At 65.4% G+C, this 23583-nt stretch carries 19 protein-coding genes; 8 read left to right on the top strand and 11 right to left on the bottom strand.

Annotated elements, in window-relative coordinates:
- Window positions 1-182: 182 nt before the first annotated feature.
- Window positions 183-1769 (bottom strand): methyl-accepting chemotaxis protein, encoded by a 1587-nt coding sequence (locus HD883_RS21370; RefSeq protein ID WP_179589015.1) that lies wholly within the window; start codon window positions 1767-1769, stop codon window positions 183-185.
- A 161-nt stretch (window positions 1770-1930) separates the two neighbouring features.
- Here HD883_RS21370 and HD883_RS21365 point away from each other — a divergent pair, with 161 nt between their 5' ends.
- Both HD883_RS21365 and fghA read left to right on the top strand, forming a co-directional pair.
- Window positions 1931-3037: an S-(hydroxymethyl)glutathione dehydrogenase/class III alcohol dehydrogenase gene (locus HD883_RS21365; protein ID WP_179589014.1), complete on the top strand. Its 1107-nt coding sequence runs from the start codon at window positions 1931-1933 to the stop codon at window positions 3035-3037.
- Between the two features lie 17 nt (window positions 3038-3054).
- Window positions 3055-3900: an S-formylglutathione hydrolase gene (gene fghA / locus HD883_RS21360; RefSeq protein ID WP_179589013.1), complete on the top strand. Its 846-nt coding sequence runs from the start codon at window positions 3055-3057 to the stop codon at window positions 3898-3900.
- A 193-nt stretch (window positions 3901-4093) separates the two neighbouring features.
- Here the strand turns inward: fghA and HD883_RS21355 are convergent, their stop codons facing one another.
- Window positions 4094-4522 (bottom strand): hypothetical protein, encoded by a 429-nt coding sequence (locus HD883_RS21355; RefSeq protein WP_179589012.1) that lies wholly within the window; start codon window positions 4520-4522, stop codon window positions 4094-4096.
- 184 nt (window positions 4523-4706) lie between these two features.
- Complete coding sequence (locus HD883_RS21350) at window positions 4707-5624, bottom strand: LysR family transcriptional regulator (RefSeq protein WP_373563446.1); 918 nt, start codon at window positions 5622-5624, stop codon at window positions 4707-4709.
- Window positions 5625-5720: 96 nt separating this feature from the next.
- On the opposite strand from HD883_RS21350, the gene HD883_RS21345 reads away from it, so the two are divergent.
- Window positions 5721-7064, top strand: coding sequence for a 3-isopropylmalate dehydratase large subunit (locus tag HD883_RS21345; RefSeq protein ID WP_179589011.1), 1344 nt, complete (start codon window positions 5721-5723; stop codon window positions 7062-7064).
- 10 nt (window positions 7065-7074) lie between these two features.
- A complete protein-coding gene (locus tag HD883_RS21340; protein WP_179589010.1) occupies window positions 7075-7644 on the top strand; it encodes a LeuD/DmdB family oxidoreductase small subunit in 570 nt (189 codons plus the stop codon).
- A 37-nt stretch (window positions 7645-7681) separates the two neighbouring features.
- On the opposite strand, the gene HD883_RS21335 is transcribed toward HD883_RS21340, so the two are convergent.
- The 3 genes from HD883_RS21335 to HD883_RS21325 form a co-directional block, all read right to left on the bottom strand.
- On the bottom strand, window positions 7682-9658 hold the full coding sequence (locus HD883_RS21335; RefSeq protein ID WP_179589009.1) for an LTA synthase family protein: 1977 nt from the start codon (window positions 9656-9658) through the stop codon (window positions 7682-7684).
- A gap of 103 nt (window positions 9659-9761) precedes the next feature.
- The gene (locus tag HD883_RS21330; RefSeq protein ID WP_179589731.1) at window positions 9762-11057 is read right to left on the bottom strand and encodes a sensor histidine kinase; all 1296 of its coding nucleotides are present in this window, start codon (window positions 11055-11057) and stop codon (window positions 9762-9764) included.
- Between the two features lie 77 nt (window positions 11058-11134).
- Window positions 11135-11833: a response regulator transcription factor gene (locus HD883_RS21325; RefSeq protein WP_179589008.1), complete on the bottom strand. Its 699-nt coding sequence runs from the start codon at window positions 11831-11833 to the stop codon at window positions 11135-11137.
- 148 nt (window positions 11834-11981) lie between these two features.
- Between HD883_RS21325 and ggt the strand changes: the two genes are divergently transcribed.
- The 4 genes from ggt to HD883_RS21305 all read left to right on the top strand — a co-directional run bounded on the left by ggt (window position 11982) and on the right by HD883_RS21305 (window position 19147).
- Window positions 11982-13754 (top strand): gamma-glutamyltransferase, encoded by a 1773-nt coding sequence (gene ggt, locus HD883_RS21320; RefSeq protein WP_179589729.1) that lies wholly within the window; start codon window positions 11982-11984, stop codon window positions 13752-13754.
- A 171-nt stretch (window positions 13755-13925) separates the two neighbouring features.
- A complete protein-coding gene (locus tag HD883_RS21315; protein ID WP_373563445.1) occupies window positions 13926-15521 on the top strand; it encodes a glucan biosynthesis protein G in 1596 nt (531 codons plus the stop codon).
- Window positions 15521-17818 (top strand): glucans biosynthesis glucosyltransferase MdoH, encoded by a 2298-nt coding sequence (gene mdoH, locus HD883_RS21310; protein WP_257022577.1) that lies wholly within the window; start codon window positions 15521-15523, stop codon window positions 17816-17818. The genes HD883_RS21315 and mdoH overlap by 1 nt, the downstream gene beginning before the upstream one ends.
- A gap of 144 nt (window positions 17819-17962) precedes the next feature.
- Window positions 17963-19147: an esterase-like activity of phytase family protein gene (locus HD883_RS21305; protein WP_179589006.1), complete on the top strand. Its 1185-nt coding sequence runs from the start codon at window positions 17963-17965 to the stop codon at window positions 19145-19147.
- Between the two features lie 8 nt (window positions 19148-19155).
- Here HD883_RS21305 and HD883_RS21300 read toward each other — a convergent pair whose 3' ends face one another.
- From HD883_RS21300 to HD883_RS21280, 5 genes are all read right to left on the bottom strand, one after another.
- Complete coding sequence (locus tag HD883_RS21300; protein ID WP_179589005.1) at window positions 19156-19284, bottom strand: DUF2474 domain-containing protein; 129 nt, start codon at window positions 19282-19284, stop codon at window positions 19156-19158.
- Entirely contained in the window at window positions 19284-20291 is a 1008-nt protein-coding gene (cydB, locus tag HD883_RS21295) for a cytochrome d ubiquinol oxidase subunit II (protein ID WP_179589004.1), read from the bottom strand. The genes HD883_RS21300 and cydB overlap by 1 nt, the downstream gene beginning before the upstream one ends.
- A 4-nt stretch (window positions 20292-20295) precedes the next feature.
- The gene (locus tag HD883_RS21290) at window positions 20296-21726 is read right to left on the bottom strand and encodes a cytochrome ubiquinol oxidase subunit I (RefSeq protein ID WP_179589003.1); all 1431 of its coding nucleotides are present in this window, start codon (window positions 21724-21726) and stop codon (window positions 20296-20298) included.
- A gap of 83 nt (window positions 21727-21809) precedes the next feature.
- The gene (locus HD883_RS21285) at window positions 21810-22832 is read right to left on the bottom strand and encodes a tripartite tricarboxylate transporter substrate-binding protein (protein WP_373563444.1); all 1023 of its coding nucleotides are present in this window, start codon (window positions 22830-22832) and stop codon (window positions 21810-21812) included.
- Window positions 22833-22882: 50 nt separating this feature from the next.
- Complete coding sequence (locus tag HD883_RS21280) at window positions 22883-23563, bottom strand: DJ-1/PfpI family protein (protein WP_179589002.1); 681 nt, start codon at window positions 23561-23563, stop codon at window positions 22883-22885.
- Between the last annotated feature and the right edge of the window lie 20 nt (window positions 23564-23583).

The raw sequence follows: 23583 nt of genomic DNA, 5'->3' as shown, positions 1-23583 counted from the left end.
CCGCCCCGTGTCCGCAACCGCATGATCCCCCAACCGCCCTTCTTCACAGACCTCTCCCGCTATTGCATCGACATGCCAGCCCAGAGCATACCGGGAGAGGCTGACAGCCCGCTGGGCGCGCGGCGCATGCACGCCGCGGTGTGGCGGCCGGGCGACGGGGTCAGGCATCAGCGCGCCGTCGTTTACGCCGTCAAGGATTCTTCGTATCGGACCAGCAGTTGCCGCATGTCCTGCACGGACCCGCGCAGCGTATCGGTGGCGGTCGACAAGGACGATACCGAGGCGGCCGTGCGTTCGACCTCGCCCGAGATGCCTTCCATGCTGGTGGCGACTTCCTGCGACGCGGCCGACTGCTGCTGCAGCATGTCGGAAATGTCGCGCGACCGTTCCACCACCATCGACGACGACTGGCGCACCCGTTCGAAAAAGCCCGCGCTTTCGCGGATCTGTTCGCCACTGTTCTTGACCGACGCCACGGCCTCTTCCATCGACCGCGACGTTTCCGTGGCAAAGCGCGTGATGGCTTCGAGTGCGTGACCAATGTCGTCCGTGCTGCCTGCCGTGCGGTCCGACAGCGTCCGCACTTCTTCGGCCACCACACCAAAGCCGCGGCCGTTTTCGCCCGCGCGCGCCGCTTCGATGGCGGCGTTCAAGGACAGCAGGCGGGTCTGGCTGGCGATCTCGCTGATCGCCCGGGTCACCCCGGAAATGGTCGACACCAGCGCATGCAGCGACCCGATCTGCTGATTGGTGCGGCCCACGGCATCGGCCACCGAATGCGTGCCGCGCACCGAATCGCCGATCTTGCCTTCGGCCGTGTCGACCTCGCCCAGCGCCGATTCCGACAAGGACAGGGCCGTGGCCGTGTGCTGCGAGGCTTCGGCAATCGCCACGCTCATTTCTTCGACAGCCGCCGCGATGCGGGTGATGCGATCGCGCTGTTCATCGACCACGCTGCTGATCGCCGCGATTTCGCGGCCCACGCGATCCGCGCCGCCTTCCACCGCGCCCGCCACCTGCAGGACGTCGCACAGGGTCGAACGCAAGTGGATGCGCGTGGACTCGATCCGCATGGGCAGGCCCAGCAGGTCGAACTGATGTTTGCCCTGGATGCCAATCGACAGCACGCCCTGGCCTATCGCATCCAGCGCCTGGTCGGCGCGGCGGATCGGGCCGCTGACCCGGCGGCGCCACAGCGCCACGCCCGCCGCCAGCAAGGCGGCTTCCCCCGCCAGCCAGCCCCAGTGCGGCGCCAGGTACATGCCCGCGAACAGGCCGATCGTGGCCGCCGCCACGCCCACGCCCCACGGCGTCGGGTCGTGCCACCAGCGGCGGCGCGGCGTGACCGGAAAACGGGCCGCGCCACGCTTGATCGCCGCATACAGGTCGGCCGCGCGCGCCACCTCGGCACGGTCGGCCGCGTTGCGGACCGACATGTAGCCGACCAGCTTGCCGTTGTCATGCAAGGGCGTTGCGTACGCTTCGACCCAATAGAAGCCGCCATCCTTGCTGCGGTTCTTGACCATGCCGCGCCACGGCTGTCCGCGCTTGAGCGTGTTCCACATGTCGGCAAACGCTTCGGACGGCATGTCGGGGTGGCGGACGATGTTGTGGTGTTCCCCCAGCAGCTCTTCCCGCGTGAACCCGCTGACTTCGATAAAGGCCGGGTTCGCATAGGTGATACGCCCGGTCAGGTCGGTGGTCGTCACCACGGGACGATGGGCGTCGACAAAATGTTCGACCGCGGTAACCGGCTGATTGTTGCGCATAGTGGAAAAGGGTCTACTGGAAGGCGATCCTCACATTGACGGCATAAATCTCACGAAGTTGAGCCCTATTTGTTGACATGCCATTGTGGGCATCGGCGCGCCGGGTGGCATGCTCTAAACTTGCGGATTGACCTTGCGCACCCCAGACCAGGAGCCACAGCATGAAGACCAAAGCCGCCATCGCATGGAAAGCCGGATCCCCCCTGACCATCGAAGAAGTCGACCTTGAAGGGCCGCGTGCCGGCGAAGTCCTGGTCGAGATCAAGGCCACCGGCATCTGCCACACCGATTACTACACGCTGTCGGGCGCCGACCCGGAAGGCATCTTCCCGTCCATCCTGGGTCACGAAGGCGCCGGCATCGTGCTCGAAACCGGCCCGGGCGTCACGTCCGTCAAGAAAGACGATCACGTCATTCCGCTCTACACCCCCGAATGCCGCCAGTGCAAGTTTTGCCTTTCGCGCAAAACCAACCTGTGTCAGGCCATTCGCAGCACGCAGGGCCGCGGCCTGATGCCCGACGCCACCTCGCGCTTTTCGCTGGATGGCAAGCCGATCTTCCATTACATGGGCACGTCGACCTTTTCGAACTACATCGTGGTCCCGGAAATCGCGCTGGCCAAGATTCGTGAAGACGCGCCCTTCGACAAGGCCTGCTACATCGGCTGCGGCGTGACCACCGGCGTGGGCGCCGTGGTGTTCAGCGCCAAGGTCGAAGCCGGCGCCAACGTGGTCGTGTTCGGCCTGGGCGGCATCGGCCTCAACGTGATCCAGGGCGCCAAGATGGTCGGCGCCAACAAGATCATCGGCATCGACCTGAACCCCGAACGCGAAGCCATGGCCCGCAAGTTCGGCATGACCGACTTCATCAACCCGTCCAAGGTCGAGAACGTGGTCGACGCCATCGTGCAACTGACCGACGGCGGCGCCGACTACAGCTTCGAATGCATCGGCAACGTCAAGACGATGCGCCAGGCGCTGGAATGCTGCCACAAGGGTTGGGGCCAGTCCTTCATCATCGGCGTGGCCGCGGCCGGCGAAGAAATCGCCACGCGTCCGTTCCAGCTGGTGACCGGCCGCGAATGGAAAGGCTCGGCCTTCGGCGGCGCACGCGGCCGCACCGACGTGCCCACCATCGTCGACTGGTACATGGACGGCAAGCTGAACATCGACGACCTGATCACGCACACCCTGCCCCTGGAACGCATCAACGAAGGCTTCGACCTGATGAAGAGCGGCGAGTCGATCCGGTCCGTGGTGCTGTATTGATGCCCGGGGAGTCCCGCATGCTTGAACTCCTGAACGAACACCGCTGCTTTGGCGGACACCAGCGCTTCTACCGGCACGCGTCGACCGCGATCGGCCTGCCCATGAAGTTCTCGGTGTTCGTGCCCGAAGGCGCCGAGGCCGGCAAGGTGCCCGTGCTGTTCTACCTGGCCGGCCTGACGTGTACTGAAGAAACCTTCATGACCAAAGGCGGCGCGCAGCAATTCGCGGCCGAGCACGGCATCATGCTGGTCGCGCCCGACACCAGCCCGCGCGGCGCCAACGTGCCCGGCGAAGCGGACAGCTGGGACTTTGGCGTGGGCGCCGGCTTTTATGTCGACGCCACCCAGGCGCCCTGGTCCACCCATTACCGGATGGACAGCTACGTGACGCAGGAACTGTTCGACATCGTCACGTCCGAGCTGCCCGGCGACGCCGATCGCGTGGGCATCTTCGGCCATTCGATGGGCGGCCACGGCGCGCTGGTCCTGGCGCTGCGCAACCCCGGCCGCTTCAAGTCGGTTTCGGCTTTCGCACCGATCGCCGCGCCCAGCCAGTGCCCCTGGGGGCACAAAGCCCTGGGCAATTACCTGGGACCGGACCGCGCGGCCTGGGCACGGTACGACGCCACCGCGCTGATGGCGACGATGCAGTCACCGTTCCCGCAAGGCATTCTGGTGGACCAGGGCCTGGCCGACAAATTCCTGGCGGAGCAGCTGTACCCCGACGCCTTCGAAGCCGCCTGCCAGCAGGCCGGCCAGCCGCTGACACTGCGGCGGCACGAGGGGTACGACCATGGGTACTACTTCATCTCGACGTTCATAAAGGATCACGTGGCGTTTCATGCGCGGAATCTGCAAGGATGATCGAGCGACAGAGCAGGCTTGACCCGCTTGGTCGATTCGCTTAGATTGGAGTTTCGGAACGACTGACCGGATGAGATTGAGCGTTCCCCAGCAGCGCAAGCTGTACTCGCGCAAGGCGGGTTGCAAATGGTGTCCGGATCTGCAGTACGAAAGGCGCCTTTATCGGCGCCTTTTTCTTTGGTTATTCGTATCGTCATCGGCGGGTACTAACTCGCTCCTCGCGATAGACCTTCCCGCACAACAGATGAAAATTCATGTGCCCTTTGAGCACCGGTGCGTGGCGCAGGCGGTCTTGGGGATAGGCGCTTTCGACGATCAGGTTCAGATCCTGACGCGACCGCATGGCAACGCCTGCCCGACGAATCTCAAAAAATACGTGGTACGGACCTGTGGGGTTGTCCACCCGAATCGACACGCGCTGGCGTCCTCCTCCATCCGGCAGCGCGTCCTTGTTTGCGTCCCTGGATTCATCCCATTTTTCAGTAAAGCAATGGTTGGAATAGGTGACATGCACGCGCAACTCACGGCCTGCCAATCGACTGAAGAACACCAGAGAAAAGGGGTCCAGGTGCGAGAGGTCAAAGGCCCGTTCCCCGACGATGACAGGTTTGAAGTACGCCACGTGACGCCGACCACAGTATCTATGCGGCCGTCAGTATGGCTTCCGGTTCGGCTAGCGGCCACCCGGCGCACGGACAAGAATGTCCGTATCACGAAGCGGGAAAGCCGAGCTGCGCGCAACCTGAATCCCATCCCCGCAAGTCGCCAAGGCGCCGTCGATCCGGCGCCTTTTTTTGCCTGCGTGATCACGTCCCGCGCAGCGCGTGCCCATGCTCCTGGCAGTACTCCACCAAGGTATCGATGAACAGCCGCACGCGGGGCAGCAGGTAGCGGCTTTCCAGGTAGGTGGCGTAGGCGATGCGGGTTTCGGAGGACCAGTCGGGCAGCAGGCGCGTAAGCGTGCCGGCGTGCACGGCTTCGTTGGCGACGTATTGCGGCAGGTAGCCGACGCCGAGGCCCGACGTGGTGCCGCGCATGACGGCGGTGCTGTTATTGACGCGCAGCAGGTGGCGCACCTGCAATTCGATTTCGCGTTTGCCTTTGCGCAGCATCAGGGCCGGCGAGTGGGCGGGGCCGCGGAAGGACAGGAAGCCGTGACGCCGCAGGTCGTCGGGCACCCGCACGGGCGGATGCTGCGACAGGTAGGCGGGGCTTGCATACAGGCCCCACTCAATCGGCATCAGCATCCGGGATTCGGCGTTGTCGGGCGGGTCGCGGCTGATGACGACCACCACATCCAGATCGGCTTCTTGCGGGTCCACCGTGCGGTCGGTCAGTTCCAGGTCGGACTGCACGAGGGCATTCCGTTCGACGAACCGGCACAAGGCGGGCATGACGGCGCGATTGCCGAAGGTCACGGGCGCGGTTACCCGCAGATTGCCCACCGGTTCTTCGGTCGTCTGCCGCAGGAACTGGTTGGCGCCTTTCTGTTCGGCCAGCACGCGCGCGCAGTAGGCGTAGTAGGCGCGGCCGATCTCGGTCACGTCGATCCTGCGGGTGGTGCGCCGAAGCAGCACCACGCCCAGCGACGCTTCGAGCCGCGCGATGTCCTTGCTGACCGACGATTTGGCGACGCCCAGGGACGCCGCCGCCTGCGTATAGCTGAGGGTCTCGACGATGCGGGCGAACACCGCCATCGCACCAAGCTGATCCAATGGACTCACTGTTCGCTCCTGGAAACAATCACGCCATACTAGCAGTTATCGTTTTCCAAACGAAGGACCGCTGCTATCTTGATCGCCATCGTTCAAGGAGCAGACATGCAACAGACACTGAGTCAGAAAGTGTTGGCAAAAGCCAGTGGCCGCGATCACGTGGCGGTCGGAGACGTGGTGTGGACCAAGGTGGACGTGCTGATGTCGCACGACCCCTGTATGCCCGGCGTGGTCGGCGTGTTCAAGCGGGAATTCGGCGAAGACGCCAAGGTGTGGAACGCCGACCGCTTCATCATGATCCCCGACCACTTCGTGTACACGGCCGATCCCCTGGCCAACCAGAACATCCGCCTGATGCGCACCTTTGCGCAGGCCCAGGGCATCAAACATTTCTATGACGTGGGCACCAAGGACTACAAGGGCGTCTGCCACATCGCGCTGGCTGAAGGCGGCCACAACCGGCCGGGCGAAGTGCTGTTGGGCACCGACTCGCATACCGTCACGGGCGGTGCGTTCGGCACGTTCTCGATCGGCGTGGGCAACACCGATGCGGCGTTCGCGCTGGGCACCGGCACCATCCCGCTCAAGGTGCCCGCAACCATCCGCGTGAATTACCACGGCATGATGCCCGCGCACGTCATGGCCAAGGACCTGATCCTGGAGTTGATCGGCCGATTGACGATCGAAGGCGCGACCTACATGACGCTGGAATTTGGCGGCGCGGTGGTCGATGCGATGTCGGTCGAATCACGCATGACGCTGTGCAATATGGTGGTCGAATGCGGCGCCAAGAACGGCATCATGGTGCCCAATGCGGCCACGCTGGCCTACCTGGCAGAACGCACCGACATCCCGTTCGAAGTGATGGAACCCGATGCAGACGCCATCTACGCGCAGGTGATCGATATCGACGTGACCACCCTGCAGCCGCGCGTGGCAAAGCCGCACTGCCCCGACAACGTGACGGATGTGGACACCTTGTTCGACGTGCCGCTTGCGCAGGCCTATATCGGCTCGTGCACCGGCGGCAAGCTGGAAGATTTCGTGGAAGCCGCGCGCGTGCTGCGCGGGCACACGGTGTCGGTGCCGACCTATGCCGTCCCGGCCACCAAAGAAGTGTTCCACGGCCTGATCCGCACGCATATCGCGGGGCAGTCGGTGTACGACATCCTGATCGATGCGGGGGTATTGCTGTCGTCGGAAACCGGCTGCGCTGCGTGCTGCGGCGGCCCGTCGGATACCTTTGGCCGCGTCAACGATGCGATCAGCGTGATATCGACCACCAACCGCAACTTCGTGGGACGCATGGGCAACAAGGGCGCGCAGGTCTACCTGGCCTCCCCGTACACCGTGGCCGCATCGGCCATTCGCGGGCGGATCGCCAACCCGGCGGACTATCTGGGCGCGGCCATTGCCGCGTCGGCTTCCACCCCCGCCTTTTCCCTTTGAGGAGTCGTTGATGTCATCCACTATCCCGGCCGGCCGCAACGTCATTCGCGGCACCGCCTATGTTCTTGGCGACAACATCGATACCGACCAGATCCTGACGGCCGAGTATCTCAAGATCAATCCGTCCACCCCCGACGGCTACGCCGAACTCGGCAAGCTCGCCATGTGCGGCCTGCCCGACGACGCCCTGCCCTTTGTCGATCCGGCAACCGGCGCCTGTGCCTATACGGTCATCATCGCGGGCGCGAACTTTGGCTGCGGCTCGTCGCGCGAACACGCGGTGATCGCGCTGGGGTCGGCCGGCATCCAGGCCGTGGTGGCGCAGTCCTTCGCGCGCATCTTCTTTCGCAATTGCGTGTCGACGGGCGAGGTCCTGCCCGTGGTCGCGCAGGCGGCCTTGAACGACACGGTGCGCACGGGCGACGAGGTCGAAGTGCATGTGGATGACGGCCGTGTCGTGGTGCAGGCGCGCGGCGTCAACGTGCCGACCGAACCCGTGGGCGAACTGGCCGACATCGTGACGGCGGGCGGCTTGTTCGCGTATGCCCGGGCTACCGGGCGGATGCCGGCGCGGGTGTAAGAAGGCGTGGGCGGAAGACGGCTCGCGACGCCCCCCCCTATTCCCGCTGCCGCCCCGTCGCGAACAGGTCATACGACATCTGGAACATGGCCTGCGCGTCCTGTTCCAGCACGGGGTTGTGCGGGGCGGGGCGCAGCTCGCCTGATGCGGCGTCGTAGGTCTCGGTCTGCACCGTCTTGCCGAAGCCCAGGGTCGCGATCTGATCGCCGCGCAGCATCGCAATGTTGCGGTTGTGGTTGAACACGGCGTAGCCGTCCTCCGGCTTCATGCGCAGGATGTCGCGGCCGGGCAGGCGTGACTCGTAGGACAGATGCAGCATGCCCAGCAGGGTCGGGCCGATGTCGATCTGGCTGGCCAGGGTGTCCACGCGTTGGGGCGCAAGGTAGGCCGGGGCGTGCACGATGAACGGGACCGAATAGGTCGGCACGGGGATCTGGGCGCGGCCATAGACGCGCGCGCCGTGATCGCCGGTCACCACCAGCACCGTGTCGCGATACCACGGCCGGGTCTTGAGCTTGTCGTAGAACTTGCCGATCGCGTAGTCGGCGTAACGCACGCCGGCGTCCCGGCCACCGCCCTTGGCCTGCACGCCCGCGATGCCTTCCGGGAACGTGAAGGGCTTGTGGTTGGACGTGCTCATCACCACCGAAAAGATCTTTTCGCCATGGGCGACTTGCTGGTCGAACACGTCCAGTGCGTTGTCCATCAGTTCTTCGTCGGCAATGCCCCAGATGTTGGAAAAGCGGGGCTTGGGCATGTCCACCCGATCCACCACGCGCCAGCCGTTACCGCCAAAGAACGCGTTCATGTTGTCGAAGGTGCCGTAGCCGCCATAGATGAAGGTGGGCGCATAGCCTGCGCGGCGGGCCACGGTCGACAGGTTGAACAGGCCTTCGTTGTGGCTGCGTTTGACGACGGCTTCGGGGGGCACGGGTGCGAGCGAGGTGGTCAGGGCTTCCATGCCGCGCACGGTGCGCGTGCCGCTGGCATACAGGTGCGTGAAGCTGACGCCGTCGCGCGCGATGCGATCCACGTTCGGCGTCAGGTCGCGGCCCCCCAGGCTGCCGACAAATTCCGAGCCCAGCGATTCCTGCAGCAGCACGATCACGTGCAGCTTGCGCGGCGGCCCCAGGTCGCTGTTGTCGACCTGGCGCGCCAGGGGATGGGTCGTGACCGACGGCGGCAGGAATTGCGTGTTGGACTGCTGCACGAGACGACGCAGGCGCACCGCGGCATCGGTGTCCGACAGGGTGGCGTAGTAGCGGTCGTAGTCGATGTCGGCATTCTTCAGTGCACTGAAGAACGAGTACACACCGTTGTCGGCCAGCTCGCCCGAGATGCGATTGGTGTTGGCGCCTTGCGCATTCTGCAAGGACAGGCCTTCGAGCGACAACGCGACCAGCACGCCGAAGACAAGCATGGCCAGCGTGCGCAGGCGCAGGGTGCCGGCGTCATCCTGGAAGGCCTGGCGGATGCGATGGCGCAGCAGAAAGGTCGCGCTCAGCCCGATCGATATCGCCGTCAGCAAGGCACGCCCGACCGGATAGGATTCACGGATATTGGTGAAGACTTCGGTGGGGTAGATCAGGTATTCGACGGCGGTGTAGTTGAAGCGCGCGTTGAACTCGTCAAAAAAGAAGACCTCGGCGGCCACCAGATACACGAAGGCGGCAATGGTCACGACAAAGCCCGCGAACACCAGGCGGCGTCCGAATCGCGACGCGAACAGGCGGCGCGGCGCGAGCCACAGGTACACGGCCAGACCGCCGCACAGATAGAGGCCAGTGACCGAATCGAGCAGCATGCCCATGGCAAAGGCGCGCGGCAGCATGGCCCAGCTGACCAGTCCGTCATGCAGGCTGACGGCCGACAGCACCACGCGGGTGATGAACGAGGTGGCCAGATAGGCCAGCCACACCAGGCCGAACAGGGCCAGGCGCCCATTGCGCAAGGACAGCGGCGCGCTGACGGGCAGCAGGGCCGCGGCAGGCGGCAGGGTTTTGACGGACGACACGATGGGGACTTCCTTGCTCCAGAGCAGACCGGAGCAAGACTACGGACCCGGGTGTCGAATCCCCGTTGAAGCCATGTCGAATTTGCGTCGAATCAGGCGGACATCAACCGAATTGCAAAGAAAACGCCGTATGGTGCGTGTCGCCCTCGGTGCTGGACGTGACCGTCAGCTTCCATCCTTGCGTGTCGCACACGCGTTTGGCAATGGCCAGGCCCAGCCCGCGTTCGCGGCCGGCCGCTTCGGGCGCCCCGGTTTCCATCCGGTCCTTCCAACGCCCGCGGTAGTAGCGTTCGAACACGAAGGGCAGATCGGGCGCCCCGATGCCGGGGCCATCGTCCGTCACCACCAGCCCGCTGCCTTGCGCCGTGACACGCAAGGTGGCCGGCGCCGCGTGGTCGATCGCGTTGCGGATCAGGTTGCGCAGCACGATCAGCAGGCCATACCGATCCAGTTCCGCCACGGCGGTGGGCGGCAGTTCGTTCACCAGCACCAGGCCCGCGCGCTGCCCGCGTTCGCTCAGGCCGCTCCAGGCGTCGTCCAGGCATTCGGCCAGGACCACCGGGGTGCGGGGGCCGGCTTCGGCGCTGCTGATGGCGCGCGCGGTTTCCAGGGTCGACCCGATCTCGTCGACGTTCTGCATGATGCGCGATAGCCGGTCGCGCAGCGGTGGCGAGACGTCTGCGTCCAGGGCAGCCATCTCGGCATCGGTGCGGATCGATGTGAGCGGCGTGCGGACTTCATGACTCAGGTTGGCCGAGAACTCGCGTTCCTGCGCAATGGATTGTTCGACCCGGTCCTGCACGCGGCTGAAGGCTTCGATCAGGCGGCCGGCTTCGTCATCGCGATCCACCTTGATCGCGGGCGCGCCCGGCGCCCAGCCCGACACGCGGTCCGTCACTTCCATCATCGGCCGCAGGATCAACCCGGCCACCGATCGCGACAGCCAGAACCCGGCCAGCGAACAGGCCAGCCACAGTCCCAGCAGGATCGCGCCGAACTCATACACCCGTTCTTCATTGTCGGTGGCGTCGTAGCGCACGAACACGCGGCCCGAGGGCGAGTCGGTCACGATCACGTGCCACACCGATTCATCGGGGTTGACCTGGTAGGCCCCCGGCGCCAGGGCCTGGATGCTTTCGGGGATCTCGTCATGTGTGCCCCCGGGCGGCGCCACCCAGGCCTTCAGGCTCGGCCCGAGTTCGAGCGGGCCACTGGCGGGCGGCACGACTTCGCCCAGCGCCAGCCGCTGCACCAGCCGCGTGGCTTCGGTCGTCACGATCTGGTCGACCAGCGCATCTTCCTGTTCGTCCAGCACCAGGTAGACCAGCGCCGCCTGCAACGCCACGAACAGGGCCACGGCGCCGGTCAGCGCCCACGTCACCCGCTGCTTCAGGGTCATGCGGCCAAAACGGCTGCCCTGCGCCACGCCCGGACGGCCCGTGACGCCGACGCCGGGGACCCCGGCCACCCGTGCCATTACGCGTCCCCCGCCGTATCGGCCAGCCGGTAGCCCACGCCATGCACGGTGTCGAGCCCGTCAAAGCCCGCGTCGGCCAACGCCTTGCGCAGCAGATGGATCTGGCTGCGCAGCGCGTCGCGTTCGGGCACGTCGTCCCCCCACAAGGCCGATTCCAGTTCGCTGCGGGGCACCACCCGGCCCGGGTCGCGGATCAGGACTTCAACGATGCGGCTGCCTTTGGGCGTCAGCTTGACGGGTTTGCCCGCCACTTTGACCGACCGCGTCCGCGCGTCAAACGCCAGTCGGCCGAATTCGCGCACGGGGTTGGCCACCACGCCGCTGGCCCGGTTCAGCAGCGCCCGCAGCCGCGCTTCGACTTCGGCCAGTGCATAGGGCTTGGTCACGTAATCGTCGGCGCCGTGCGAAAAGGCGTCCAGCTTGTCGCTCAGTTCGTCGCGCGCCGTGACCAGCAGCACGGGCGTGGCCAGCCGCAGTTCCGTGCGAAGGCGCCGCAGCACGGTAATGCCGTCCAGGCCCGGCAAGCCGATATCGAGCAGGATCGCGTCGAAGCTGTCGGCGCCCAGCCGGTACAGCGCCGACGCGCCGTCATACGCGACATCCACCGAAAAGCCCTTGGCTTCCATGAAGGCGCACAGGTTGGCCGAAATCGTAAGGTCGTCCTCGATGATGAGGACCCGGGGAAGCAGCGCGATCATGGCAGGGACACAGTCAGGTCGGCGGCCACCGGGACCGGGGCGCCGTTCAGCCGCTGAGTGTATCTGCCCGTTCATCAAAATGCGTTAAGGTTTTGCCTGCGCCGGGGTTTGCCTGCGCCGCGCCCACGAACGGAATCCCATGCCTGCCCTGACCTGTCGATCGCTGTTGGCGACCCTGCTGACCGCGCTGGCGCTTTGCGCCGGCGGGAAAAGTGCGTGGGCCGACGCCAGTGTCGACGCCAATCCCGAAGCCGCCACCGGGGTGACCGCCAAGGCGCTGGTGACGGCGCGCCACCTGATGGCCGCGACCGCCCACCCGCTGGCGACCGACGCCGCCTACGTGACGCTGCGGCGCGGCGGCAGTGCCGTCGATGCGGCGATTGCGGCGCAAATGGTGCTGACCCTGGTGGAGCCGCAATCGTCGGGCATCGGCGGCGGCGCGTTCCTGCTGCACTATGCGGCCAAGGATGGCGCGGTGCGATTCTTTGACGGCCGCGAGACGGCCCCCGCGCGGGTCAATGAAGACCTCTTTATGCGCAATGGCCGCCCCATGCCGTTCTTTGACGCCGTCAACAGCGGCAAGTCGGTCGGGGTGCCGGGTGTGCTGCGCATGCTGGAACTGGCGCATCGCCGGCACGGCAAGCTGCCCTGGGCCGACCTGTTCCAGCCCGCGATCGCCATGGCTGAAGACGGCTTTCTGGTCACGCCGCGCCTGGCCGGACTGATCGCCGGCAGCGACGCCCTGGCGCGCCAGCCGGCCGCCAGGGCCTACTTCTTTCGCCCCGATGGCACGCCGCTGCAGGTGGGCGACCGCCTGCGCAACCCTGCCCTGGCCGCCACCTTGCGCGCGATTGCCGCCCACGGCGCCGACGCCTTCTATATAGGCGCGCTGGCCGGCCGCATGGTGGACGCCGTGGCCAGCCACCCGGTGCCAGGCACCCTGTCTCGCCAGGACCTGTCGTCCTACACCGCGCTGGAACGCGAACCGGTCTGTGCGCCCTACCGCCACTACCGGGTCTGCGGCGCGTCGCCGCCCAGCTCCGGCGGCATCGCCATTGCGCAGATGCTGGGCATCCTGGCCCACACGCCGATTGACCGGCTGGCCCCCAATTCGGTTGACGCTGTCCACATATTCAGCGAGGCCGGGCGCCTGGCCTATGCCGACCGCGAACGGTACGTGGCGGATCCGGCCTTCCAGCCCGTGCCGGTCGACGCCATGATTGCGCCCGGCTATCTGGCGCAACGCGCCGCGCTGATCTCCCCCACCCGGTCCATGGGACGCGCCGCGCCTGGCGACCCGGTGCCCGGCGGCCTGGTGCGCCTGGGGCTGGACGACACGCCTGAACTGCCGTCGACCACCCATCTGTCGATTGTGGATGCCGACGGCAATGCCGTGGCCATGACTTCGACCATTGAACAGGCCTTCGGCAGCAAGATCTTCGTGGATGGATTTCTGCTCAACAATGAGCTGACCGATTTTTCGCTGTCGCCTTCCGATCCGCAAGGCCGCCGCGTGGCCAACCGGGTCGAGCCGGGCAAACGGCCGCGCAGCACCATGGCGCCCACGATCGTTCTGGCGCCTTCCAACGATGGCCGGCCGCCCCGCCTGCGGCTGGTGGTCGGGTCGCCCGGAGGCAGCGCCATCGTCAACTATGTCGCCCAGACCATCGTCGCCAATCTGGACTGGGGACTCGACATCCAGGCCGCGGTATCGCTCCCGCACCGGGGCAGCCGCAACCGCGAGACCGAACTTGAAGCCGCTACCGGGCTCGATTCGCTGATTCCCGCGCTGGAAAAGCGTGGTCATCATGTAACCTTGCATGAGTTCCCCAGTGGCGTGCATGCCATCGCGATCACGCCCGATGGTGGGTTGCAGTCGGGGGCCGACCCTCGCAGAGAAGGCACCGCGTTGGGGCGCTAGCCGAAGCCTGTTCTGCAACAGCCCGTGAATGGCGACTTACCTCGTTGCTGATGCAACATCTCGTATTACTTGCGTGAGAGTAAGGGGTATCGGATCTTGCCGTGCCCTCTAAAATCCCCCAAAGCTTTGCCCAGCCTTACACCTTTCTATTGCCAGACGTTAAGAGGTTCCGTGACTGAGTCTTCCACTATTGCCCATCGCGCGTACGCCCGACTGACCCGTTCGTTCATCGTGGGTCTGTTGGCCGTTTCCGGGGCCGTGAGTGCCACATCTGCGCACGCGTTCAATTTCTATGATGTCGCCCGGCGAGCCAAAGAGCTCTCCAATGAAAAGTTCAAGGCTCCGACCAGCGCCCTGCCGCGGGAGTTGCGCGACCTGAAGTTCGCCGACTACCAGCAGATCCAGCTCAAGCGCGAGAAATACCATTGGGCCGACAACAAGTCGCCCTTCGAACTCGTGTTCCATCACCAGGGCATGTACTTCGACCTGCCCATCAAGATCAATGAAGTGGATGCCGAAGGCGTCCGCGAGATCAAGTACGACCCGAACGACTTCGACTTCGGACCGCGCAAGCCCGACGCCAAGGCGCTCAACAACCTGGGCTTTGCCGGCTTCAAGGTGCTGTACCCGCTCAACAATTCGAAAAAGCCCGACGACGAGATCGCCTCGTTCCTGGGCGCCAGCTATTTCCGCGTGATCGGCAAGGGCCAGCAATATGGCATCTCGGCCCGCGGTCTGGCCATCGATACGGCGGTGCCATCGGGCGAAGAATTTCCGCGCTTTCGCGAGTTCTGGGTGTCCCGTCCGGCCAATTCCGACAAGCACATCGTGATCTACGCGCTGCTGGACTCGCCGCGCGCCACGGGCGCTTTCCGCTTCACGATCAATCCGGGCGAAGACACCACGGTGGACGTCAAGTCGCGGGTGTACCTGCGCGCGCCGGTCGCCAAGCTCGGCATTGCGCCCATGGCCAGCATGTTCCTGTATGGATCGAACCAGCCGACCACGTCGTCGAACTTCCGGTCCGAACTGCATGATTCCGATGGCCTGGCCTTCCATGCCGGCAATGGCGAATGGCTGTGGCGTCCGCTGAACAATCCACGCCGCCTGTCGACCAGTTCGTTCGGAATGGAAAATCCGAAGGGCTTCGGCTTGCAGCAGCGCGGCCGCGAATTCAGCCGCTATGAAGATATCGATGACCGCTACGAAACCCGTCCTTCCTTGTGGGTCGAGCCGAGCGGCAATTGGGGCAAGGGCCGGGTCGAGCTGATCGAGATCCCGACCGCCGACGAAACCAACGACAACATCGTGGCGTTCTGGGTGCCTGAAAACCAGCCCAAGCCGGGCGCGGCGCTGGACCTGGACTACACGCTGCGCTTCACGCGCAACGAAGCCAAGCTGCAGGACCCAAAGCTGGCGCGCGTGATCCAGACCCTACGGTCGGCCGGCGAGCTGAAAGGCGCCGACCTGATCCGCCGCGCCGATGGCAGCCTGGCGCTGATGATCGATTTCACGGCGCCGGCGACGGCCCGCAAGAATGATCCGCCGGTGCCGGTGTCGCTCAGCTTTTCCAACAACGGCAATGCCGACGTGATGGAAAACAGCCTGCGCCACAACCCGGTCACGGGTGGCTGGCGCGTGACGCTGCGCCTGAAGGTCAAGGACCCCACCAAACCGGTCGAGATGCGCGCTGCGCTGGTCAATGGCCAGACGCAGGTATCGGAAACCTGGAGCTATCAATTGCCCGCCAACGAGACGGCTGAATGATGAGCGTGCTACCTGACGACGGCGCCAGCGCCGCGGTCCCGAACGATCGCAAGGCGCTGGCACGCGCCTACGGTCCGGAGATGGACGCAGCGGGCCTGGTGCACGTCGCGCCCGACGGCGAAGCGTGCATTGCCGCCACGCCGCCGATGCATCGCAGTTCGATGGTGCCCGAGCCCTGGATCACCAACCCGCTGGTGCGCGGCTGGCGCAGCCTGCGCGGCAAGGCCCGCGCGGCCAAGGCCGGCCGCGACCAGTCGCAGGAACCGCGCTGGAAGTCGGCCGGGCGCGCGCGCCGCATGTGCCTGCTGATTGCCGTCATCGTGCAGACGGTGGTCGCGACCTGGTACATGAAGGCGGTGCTGCCCTACCAGGGCGGCCAGATCCTGGAAATCGCGATCCTGTTCCTGTTCGCGTTGCTGTTCTGCTGGGTGTCCGCCGGCTTCTGGACCGCCCTGATGGGCTTCCTGCAGCTGATGATAGGACGCGACCGCTACAGCATCTCCGGCACGGCGGCCGAAGGCATTCCGATCAACAAGTCCACCCGGACCGCGATCGTCATGCCCATCTGCAATGAAGACGTGGCCCGCGTGATGGCGGGCCTGCGCGCCACCTATGAATCGGTGGAACGATCGGGCGAACTCGCACAATTCGACTTCTTTATCCTGAGCGACAGCTACAAGGCCGACACGTGCGTGGCCGAGCAGCGCGCCTGGGTGGAACTGTGCAAGGCGGTGGGCGGCTTTGGCAAGATCTTCTATCGCCGCCGCCGGCGCCGCGTCAAACGCAAGAGCGGCAACATCGATGACTTCTGCCGCCGCTGGGGCGCCAACTACCAGTACATGGTGGTGCTGGATGCAGACAGCGTGATGAGCGGTGAATGCCTGAAGCGCCTCGTGGTGCTGATGGACGCCAACCCCGAAGCAGGCATCATCCAGAGCGCGCCGCGCGCCGCCGGCATGGACAGCCTGTATGCGCGGGTGCAGCAATTCGCGACCCGCATCTACGGCCCGCTGTTCACGGCCGGCCTGCATTACTGGCAGCTGGGCGAATCGCATTACTGGGGCCACAACGCCATCATCCGCCTGGAACCCTTCATCCAGCATTGCGCGCTGGCGCCCTTGCCGGGCAAGGGCAGCTTTGCGGGCGCCATCCTGTCGCACGACTTTGTCGAAGCGGCACTGATGCGCCGGGCAGGCTACGGCGTGTGGATTGCCTACGACTTGCCGGGCAGCTATGAAGAGTTGCCGCCCAATCTGCTGGACGAACTGCAGCGCGACCAGCGGTGGTGCCAGGGCAACCTGATGAACTTCCGCCTGTTCCTGGTCAAGGGCATGCACCCCGTGCACCGCGCGGTGTTCCTGACCGGCGTCATGTCCTACCTGTCGGCGCCGCTATGGTTCCTGTTCCTGGCCTTGTCGACGGCGCTGCTGGCGGTGCACACGCTGACCGAACCGCAATACTTCGTGGCGCCGCATCAGCTGTTCCCGGTATGGCCGCAGTGGCATCCCGAAGAAGCCATTGCGCTGTTCTCGACCACGGCCGTGCTGCTGTTCTTTCCGAAGATCCTCAGTGTGCTGCTGGTCTGGGCCAAGGGCGCGAAAGAATACGGCGGTGGCGTGAAGCTGTTCTGGAGCATGCTGTGGGAAGTGCTGTTCTCGATGCTGCTGGCGCCCATCCGCATGGTCTTCCACACGCGTTTCGTGGTGGCGGCATTCCTGGGCATGGCGGTGCAGTGGAACTCGCCCAAGCGCGACAACAACCAGACGTCGTGGGGTGAAGCTTCCCGCCGCCACGGTTTGCAGACCTTGCTGGGCCTGTGCTGGGGCGCGCTGGTGGCCTGGCTGAATCCGAACTTCCTGTGGTGGATGATCCCGATCCTGTTGTCGCTGGTGTTGGCGATTCCGCTGTCGGTGCTGTCGAGCCGCGTGGCGCTGGGCAAGGCCGCGTACCGCAACCGCCTGTTCCAGATCCCGGAAGAAACCCATCCGCCCGTGGAACTGGTCCATACCAAGACCTACACGCAGCAGAACAACACGTCCTTGCCCAGTCCGGGCTTTGCCGATGCGCTGCACGATCCGGAAGTGAATGCCCTGTCGGCCGCGATGGCGACGGGCCGGCACATTCCAACGGCGCTGCTGGCGCAAAGCCGGGCGGCCCGCGTTGCCCGCGCGCTGGAACGAGGTCCGGAAACCCTGCCCGAGCCGGAAAAAGTCCGGTTGCTGGACGACCCGGTGGTGCTGCGGGAAGTGCATCGCCAGCTGGTGTTGGCACAGCCCAAGGAAGGATTGGCGGCGTAAGCCGACACGACTTCGGGTGCCTGGATAACGCAACGCCCCGGTCTTTGGACCGGGGCGTTGTCGTTTGTGGGACCGCTGTCACGGTCCGGTCACTCGCGAAGCCTAGGCTGGCGCCTCTTCCCCCTTCTTGCGCCACGCCCAATCATGTCTTTTCGCCTGCCCCGCGCCGTCCTGCTCTGTACCGTCTTCCCCCTGCTGGTCCTTGCCGGCTGCGGCAGTGATGACGACGACAGCAACCCGGAACGCAGCGTGGGTTCGCTCAAGCTGATTGGCCAGCAGGTGCTGCCGCGCCGCGGCGAGTTCCAGGGCACCGTGGTGGGCGGGCTGTCGGGCATCGACTACGACGCGGCGCGCCAGCGCTACGTGTTCATCTCGGATGACCGCACCACCACCGATTCGCCCACGCCGCCCCGCATGTACACCGGCACGCTGACCTTCGACGCCACGACCTTCTCGGCGGTGCAGATGCAGTCGACGTTCACCATGAAGCAGCCCGGCGGCGCGGTCTACCCGAAAGTGCCCGACCCGCTGGTGGCCGATCCCGAATCGGTCCGCGTCGACCCGGTCAGCGGCAACTATGTGTGGACCAGCGAAGGCGATCGCACCCTGGCCAGCGGCACGACGGCCGAGCGTTTGATCAACCCGTTCGTTCGCGAGATCCGGCCCGACGGCACGCATGTTCGCGAGTACACCCTGCCCGGCATGTTCCAGATGTCGCGCACCGACAAAGGCCCGCGCGGCAACCTGGCGTTCGAAGGGCTGGCCTTCACCCCCGATTCATTGAGCGCGGCCGTGATGATGGAAGGCCCGTTGTTCGAAGACGGCCCGGCGCCGGCGGTCACGGCCGGCGCCCTGGCCCGCCTGACCGTGTTCAACCGCGCCGCGGGTGTGGCGGTGTCGCAATACGTCTACCCGGTCGACAAGGTGCAGGTCGCCCCCGTGCCCGCCGATCAGTTCTCGGTCAGTGGCGCCACCGAAATCCTGGCCATCACCAACACGCGTTTCCTGGTGCTGGAACGCAGCTTTTCGGTGGGCGTGACCGGCAACCAGATCCGCCTGTATGAAGTGGACATCGGCAAGGCCAGCAATGTACTGAACACCACGTCATTGGCAGGCGCGGCCTACACGCCCTTGACCAAACGCCTGGTGCTGGACTTTGAAACGCTCAAGACCCAGCTGGGCGGCATCGCCAACCTGGAAGGCATGACCTTCGGCCCGAAACTGCCCAATGGTCACGACTCGCTGGTGATCGTTGCGGATGACAACTTCCCGACGGCCGATTCGGCAACGGATCGCAACCAGATCATCGTGTTCGACGTGCAGCCGTAAAGGACGCTTCATGCGCCCGGCGGCATCATGCCCGCCGAGCGCATCAGCAGCCGGAACAGCCAGGCCACCAGGCCCAGCGCCGCGACGCTGCCCACCCAGATCAGCAGCAGCCAGCCGATGCGTTTCCACCATCTCATCAGTGGTACCCCTCGCCGTGCCGCACCTTGCCGCGGAACACGTAATAGCTCCAGGCCGTGTAGGCCAGAATCACCGGAATGATCAGCAGCGCACCCACCAGCGCAAAGCCCATGCTTTGCGGCGGTGATGCGGCCTGCCAGATCGTGATCGAGGGGGGAATCGCGTTGGGCCACAGGCTGATCCCCAGCCCCGTGTACCCCAGGAACACCAAGGCCAGCGCCGACACGAACGGGCGCGCATGGGATTCGGTGCGCAAAGACCGCAACAGCGATACCAGCGCCACCGCCACCAGAATCGGCACGGGCGCGAACCAGAACAGATTGGGCAGGGTGAACCAGCGTTCGGCGATTGCCGAATGGGCCAGCGGCGTCCAGATGCTGATCACCACCACGAAACCAAACACCGCCAACGCCGCCACGCGCGTCAGCCTGCGCATGCGCGCCTGCAAATCGCCTTCCGTTTTCATGACCAGCCAGGTACTGCCCAGCAAGGCATACGCGGCGATCAACGCCACGCCCGTGAACAGGCTGAACGGGGTCAGCCAGTCGTAGGCCCCGCCTGCAAAGGCATCGTCCCTGACCGGAATGCCGTTGATGTACGCGCCCAGCGTCACGCCCTGAAAGAAGGTGGCCAGCAGGGATCCGCCAATGAAGGCCTTGTCCCAGAAATGCCGCCGATGGTCGCTCGCCTTGAAGCGGAATTCAAAGGCCACGCCGCGGAACACCAGGCCGATCAGCATCAGGATGATCGGCAGGTACAGCGCGCTCAGCACGACCGCATAGGCCAGCGGAAACGCGGCCAGCAGGCCCGCGCCGCCCAGCACCAGCCAGGTCTCGTTGCCGTCCCACACCGGCGCCACCGTGTTCATCATCACGTCGCGGTCATGACGATCCGGCATGAAGGGAAACAGCAGGCCGATGCCCAGATCGAAGCCATCCATCACCACATACATCATCACGCCGAAAACGATGATCAGCGCCCAGATCAGCGCAAGGTCGATACCCATGGCGTCAGCTCCCGGTAGTGTGCGTGGAAGGGCTGTCATCCGCGGCGGCGGACAGCGGCCGCATCTGCTGGCGTTCTTCGCCCGGCCCGCCCAGCGGCGGTTGCGCGCCGTCGAACGCAGACGGCCCTTTGCCGATCAGCCGCAACACAAAGGCCGTGCCCGCGCCGAACACCACCAGATACACCACCACGAACAGGCCCAGCGTCATGCTCATCTGGATTGCGTCGTGCTTCGACACCGCATCGGCCGTGCGCATCACGCCATACACCACCCAGGGCTGGCGGCCGATCTCGGTCGTGTACCAGCCTGCCAGGATCGCCACGATGCCCGCCGGCCCCATCGCCACCGCGAAGCGCTGAAATCCGCGCGACGTGTACAGCCGCCCGCGCCAGCGCAACCACGCGCTGCACAGCCCGAGCAGGATCATGAGCAGACCCAGTCCGACCATGATCCGGAACGACCAGAACACCACCGTGGAATTGGGCCGGTCTTCTTTCGCGAATTCCTTGAGCGTGGGCAGATCGCCCGTCAGGCTGTGCGTCAGGATCAGGCTGCCCAGCTTGGGAATCTCGACGGCGTAGCGGGTCACTTCGCGTTCCATGTCCGGCAGGCCGAACAGGATCAGCGGCACGCCCTCCCCTGGCGGCGACTTTTCCCAATGCCCCTCGATCGCCGCGATCTTGGCCGGCTGATGTTTGAGCGTGTTCAATCCATGCATGTCACCGATCATCGCCTGCACGGGCGCCACGATCAGCGCCATCCACATGGCCATCGACAGCATCTTGCGGACGGCCTTGGTGTCATTGCCCTTGAGCAGATGCCACGCGCCCGATGCACCCACCATCAACGCCGTGGCCAGGAACGCCGCCACGCCCATGTGCGCCAGCCGGTACGGAAACGACGGGTTGAAAATGATCGCCAGCCAGTCCTGCGGCACGATGCGCCCGTCGATGATGGCGTGGCCCTGCGGCGTCTGCATCCAGCTGTTCGACGAGATGATCCACGTCATCGAGATCAGGGTGCCGACCGCCACCATGAGCGTCGAAAAGAAATGCAGGCCCGGCCCCACCCGGCTCCAGCCGAACAGCATGACGCCCAGGAAGCCCGCTTCCAGAAAGAACGCGGTCAGCACTTCATACGCCAGCAGCGGTCCCGTGACGCTGCCGGCAAAGGTGGAAAAGTAGCTCCAGTTGGTGCCGAACTGGTAGGACATGACCAGGCCCGACACGACGCCCATGCCAAAATTGACCGCAAAGATCTTGAGCCAGAAGTGATACAGGTCGCGATAGATGGCGCGGCGCGTCTTGAGCCAGCAGCCCTCCAGCACCGCCAGATAACTGGCCAGCCCGATGGTGATCGCCGGAAAGATGATGTGGAACGAGATGGTGAATCCGAACTGGATCCGCGCCAGCTCCAATGCGGTAAGGCCGAACATCCTGATCTCCCTGCAAGGCGGCACCTGTCACGACAGGTGTCCGGTTGCCAGCCAGAAACATGCCGGGGCAGGAAGCGGACGCGTCAGTCGGCGTACACCGCCGCCGCCTTGATAGGATCAGCCCATCGCCGGATTTCCGTGTGCAGATATTGGCGATGGCCCTGCGGTGTCAGCCGATTGTCGTCGACCGGGCGGATGCCCGCGTCTTGCTGCTGCTGCCGGAACGCCGGCGACGCCACTACGCCGCGAAGCGCGGACGACACGGTCTGCACGACGGCGCTGGACGTGCCGCGCGGCGCATACAGGCCATACCAGATCGTGATGGGCGTCTGATCGATACCGAACGATCGCAATGACGGGACGTGCGCGAGCGGCGTACCCGTCAATGGATCGTCCACCGTCAATGCCACGGCCTGCACCTTGGCAGCCTGGATCTGCGGCAGGGCATTGGCGGTCAGGTCACACATCAGGTCGACCTGCCCGCTCAGCATATCGATCATGGCTGGACCCGTGCCGCGATAGGGCACGGTGGTCATCCGGATCTTCAAGGCGTTCTGCAGCAGCAGGCCGCATAAATGCGACGCCGATCCCACGCCGGCATTGGCCAGGGTCACCTGTGGCTGCCGCGCCATCCAGCGCAGCAGGTCGCCCAGGCTGGCGGCAGGCACGTCGGGCCTGGCGATCAATACCAAGGGCGATTCGGCAATCACGCCCAGGGGCTCGAAGTCGTTGACCGGATCCACGTCAAGTTTGCGGTACAGGCTCGGCGCCGTCGCCATGTGCACATGGTCCAGCAGCAGGGTGTAGCCGTCAGGCGCGGCACGTTTGGCCGCCGCCGTGCCGATATTGCCCCCGGCGCCGCCCTGGTTCACCACCACCACGGTCTGCTTCAACAGGGGGTTGAGCTGCGCGGCCACCTGCCGTGCCAGCTTGTCCATCGGCCCGCCCGCTGCATAGGGGACGATGAGCGTGACCGGGCGTTCCGGGTAGGCGGCCAGGGCGGCTGGGGCGGTCAGGGCGAGGGTGGCCAGCAGGACGGTCAGGCCACCGGCAAGGCCAAGCAGGCGCGCAGGCGCAGGCCTTTGGCCAGGCAAAGGGGGAGGCACTGCCAGTCGCCGGCTCACGGCTGCGCACGCTGGCACTCCGGACCGCCCGTTCACGCCGCCGCCAGCCGCGACGCTGCCTGTTCCACGGCCTGCTTGCGAATCGCGTAACGCTGCCGCGTGGCATCCAGGCAGCGCTGCACGATGTACGGCGGCGATGTGGATGGCGTGCCGCCTTCGAAGGGCGGTTCGGGGTCGTATTCGATCTGCAGCTGGATCTGCCGCGCGGTGTCTTCGTCAATCATCTTGCCGACTGCCAGCAAGGCCATGTCGATCCCCGATGTCACGCCGCCCGATGTGAAGATATTGCCGTCGATACACGTGCGCGACGCATCTGGGATGGCGCCGAAGGCCGTCAGGAAATCGCGGGCCTGCCAGTGGCACGCGGCACGCTTGCCCTTCAACAGCCCCGCCGCACCCAGCAGCAAGGACCCGGTGCACACGCCGATCACATACGCGGCGGTGGCGGCCTGCTGCGCGGTAAAGGACACCCACCGCGCATCGGTCAGGCAGTCGTCCGTGCCCGGGCCGCCGGGCACGACCAGCACGTCGCACGGCCGCGCCGTGTCGAACGTGGTGGTGGGCATCATCACCAGTCCGCGGTCGGACCGCACCGGGTCCAGGGTCGGGGACACGAAGTCGATCGTAAAGCCCGGCGCGCGGGCCAGCACCTCGAACGGGCCGGTCAGGTCCAGTTGAGTCAGGTCAGGGAATAATAGAAAATTGACGTGCATGACATCCTCCGTATGAAGCC

Source organism: Pigmentiphaga litoralis (assembly GCF_013408655.1).
GTDB lineage: Bacteria > Pseudomonadota > Gammaproteobacteria > Burkholderiales > Burkholderiaceae_B > Pigmentiphaga > Pigmentiphaga litoralis_A.
This window is presented reverse-complemented; position numbering and strand designations above follow the sequence as displayed.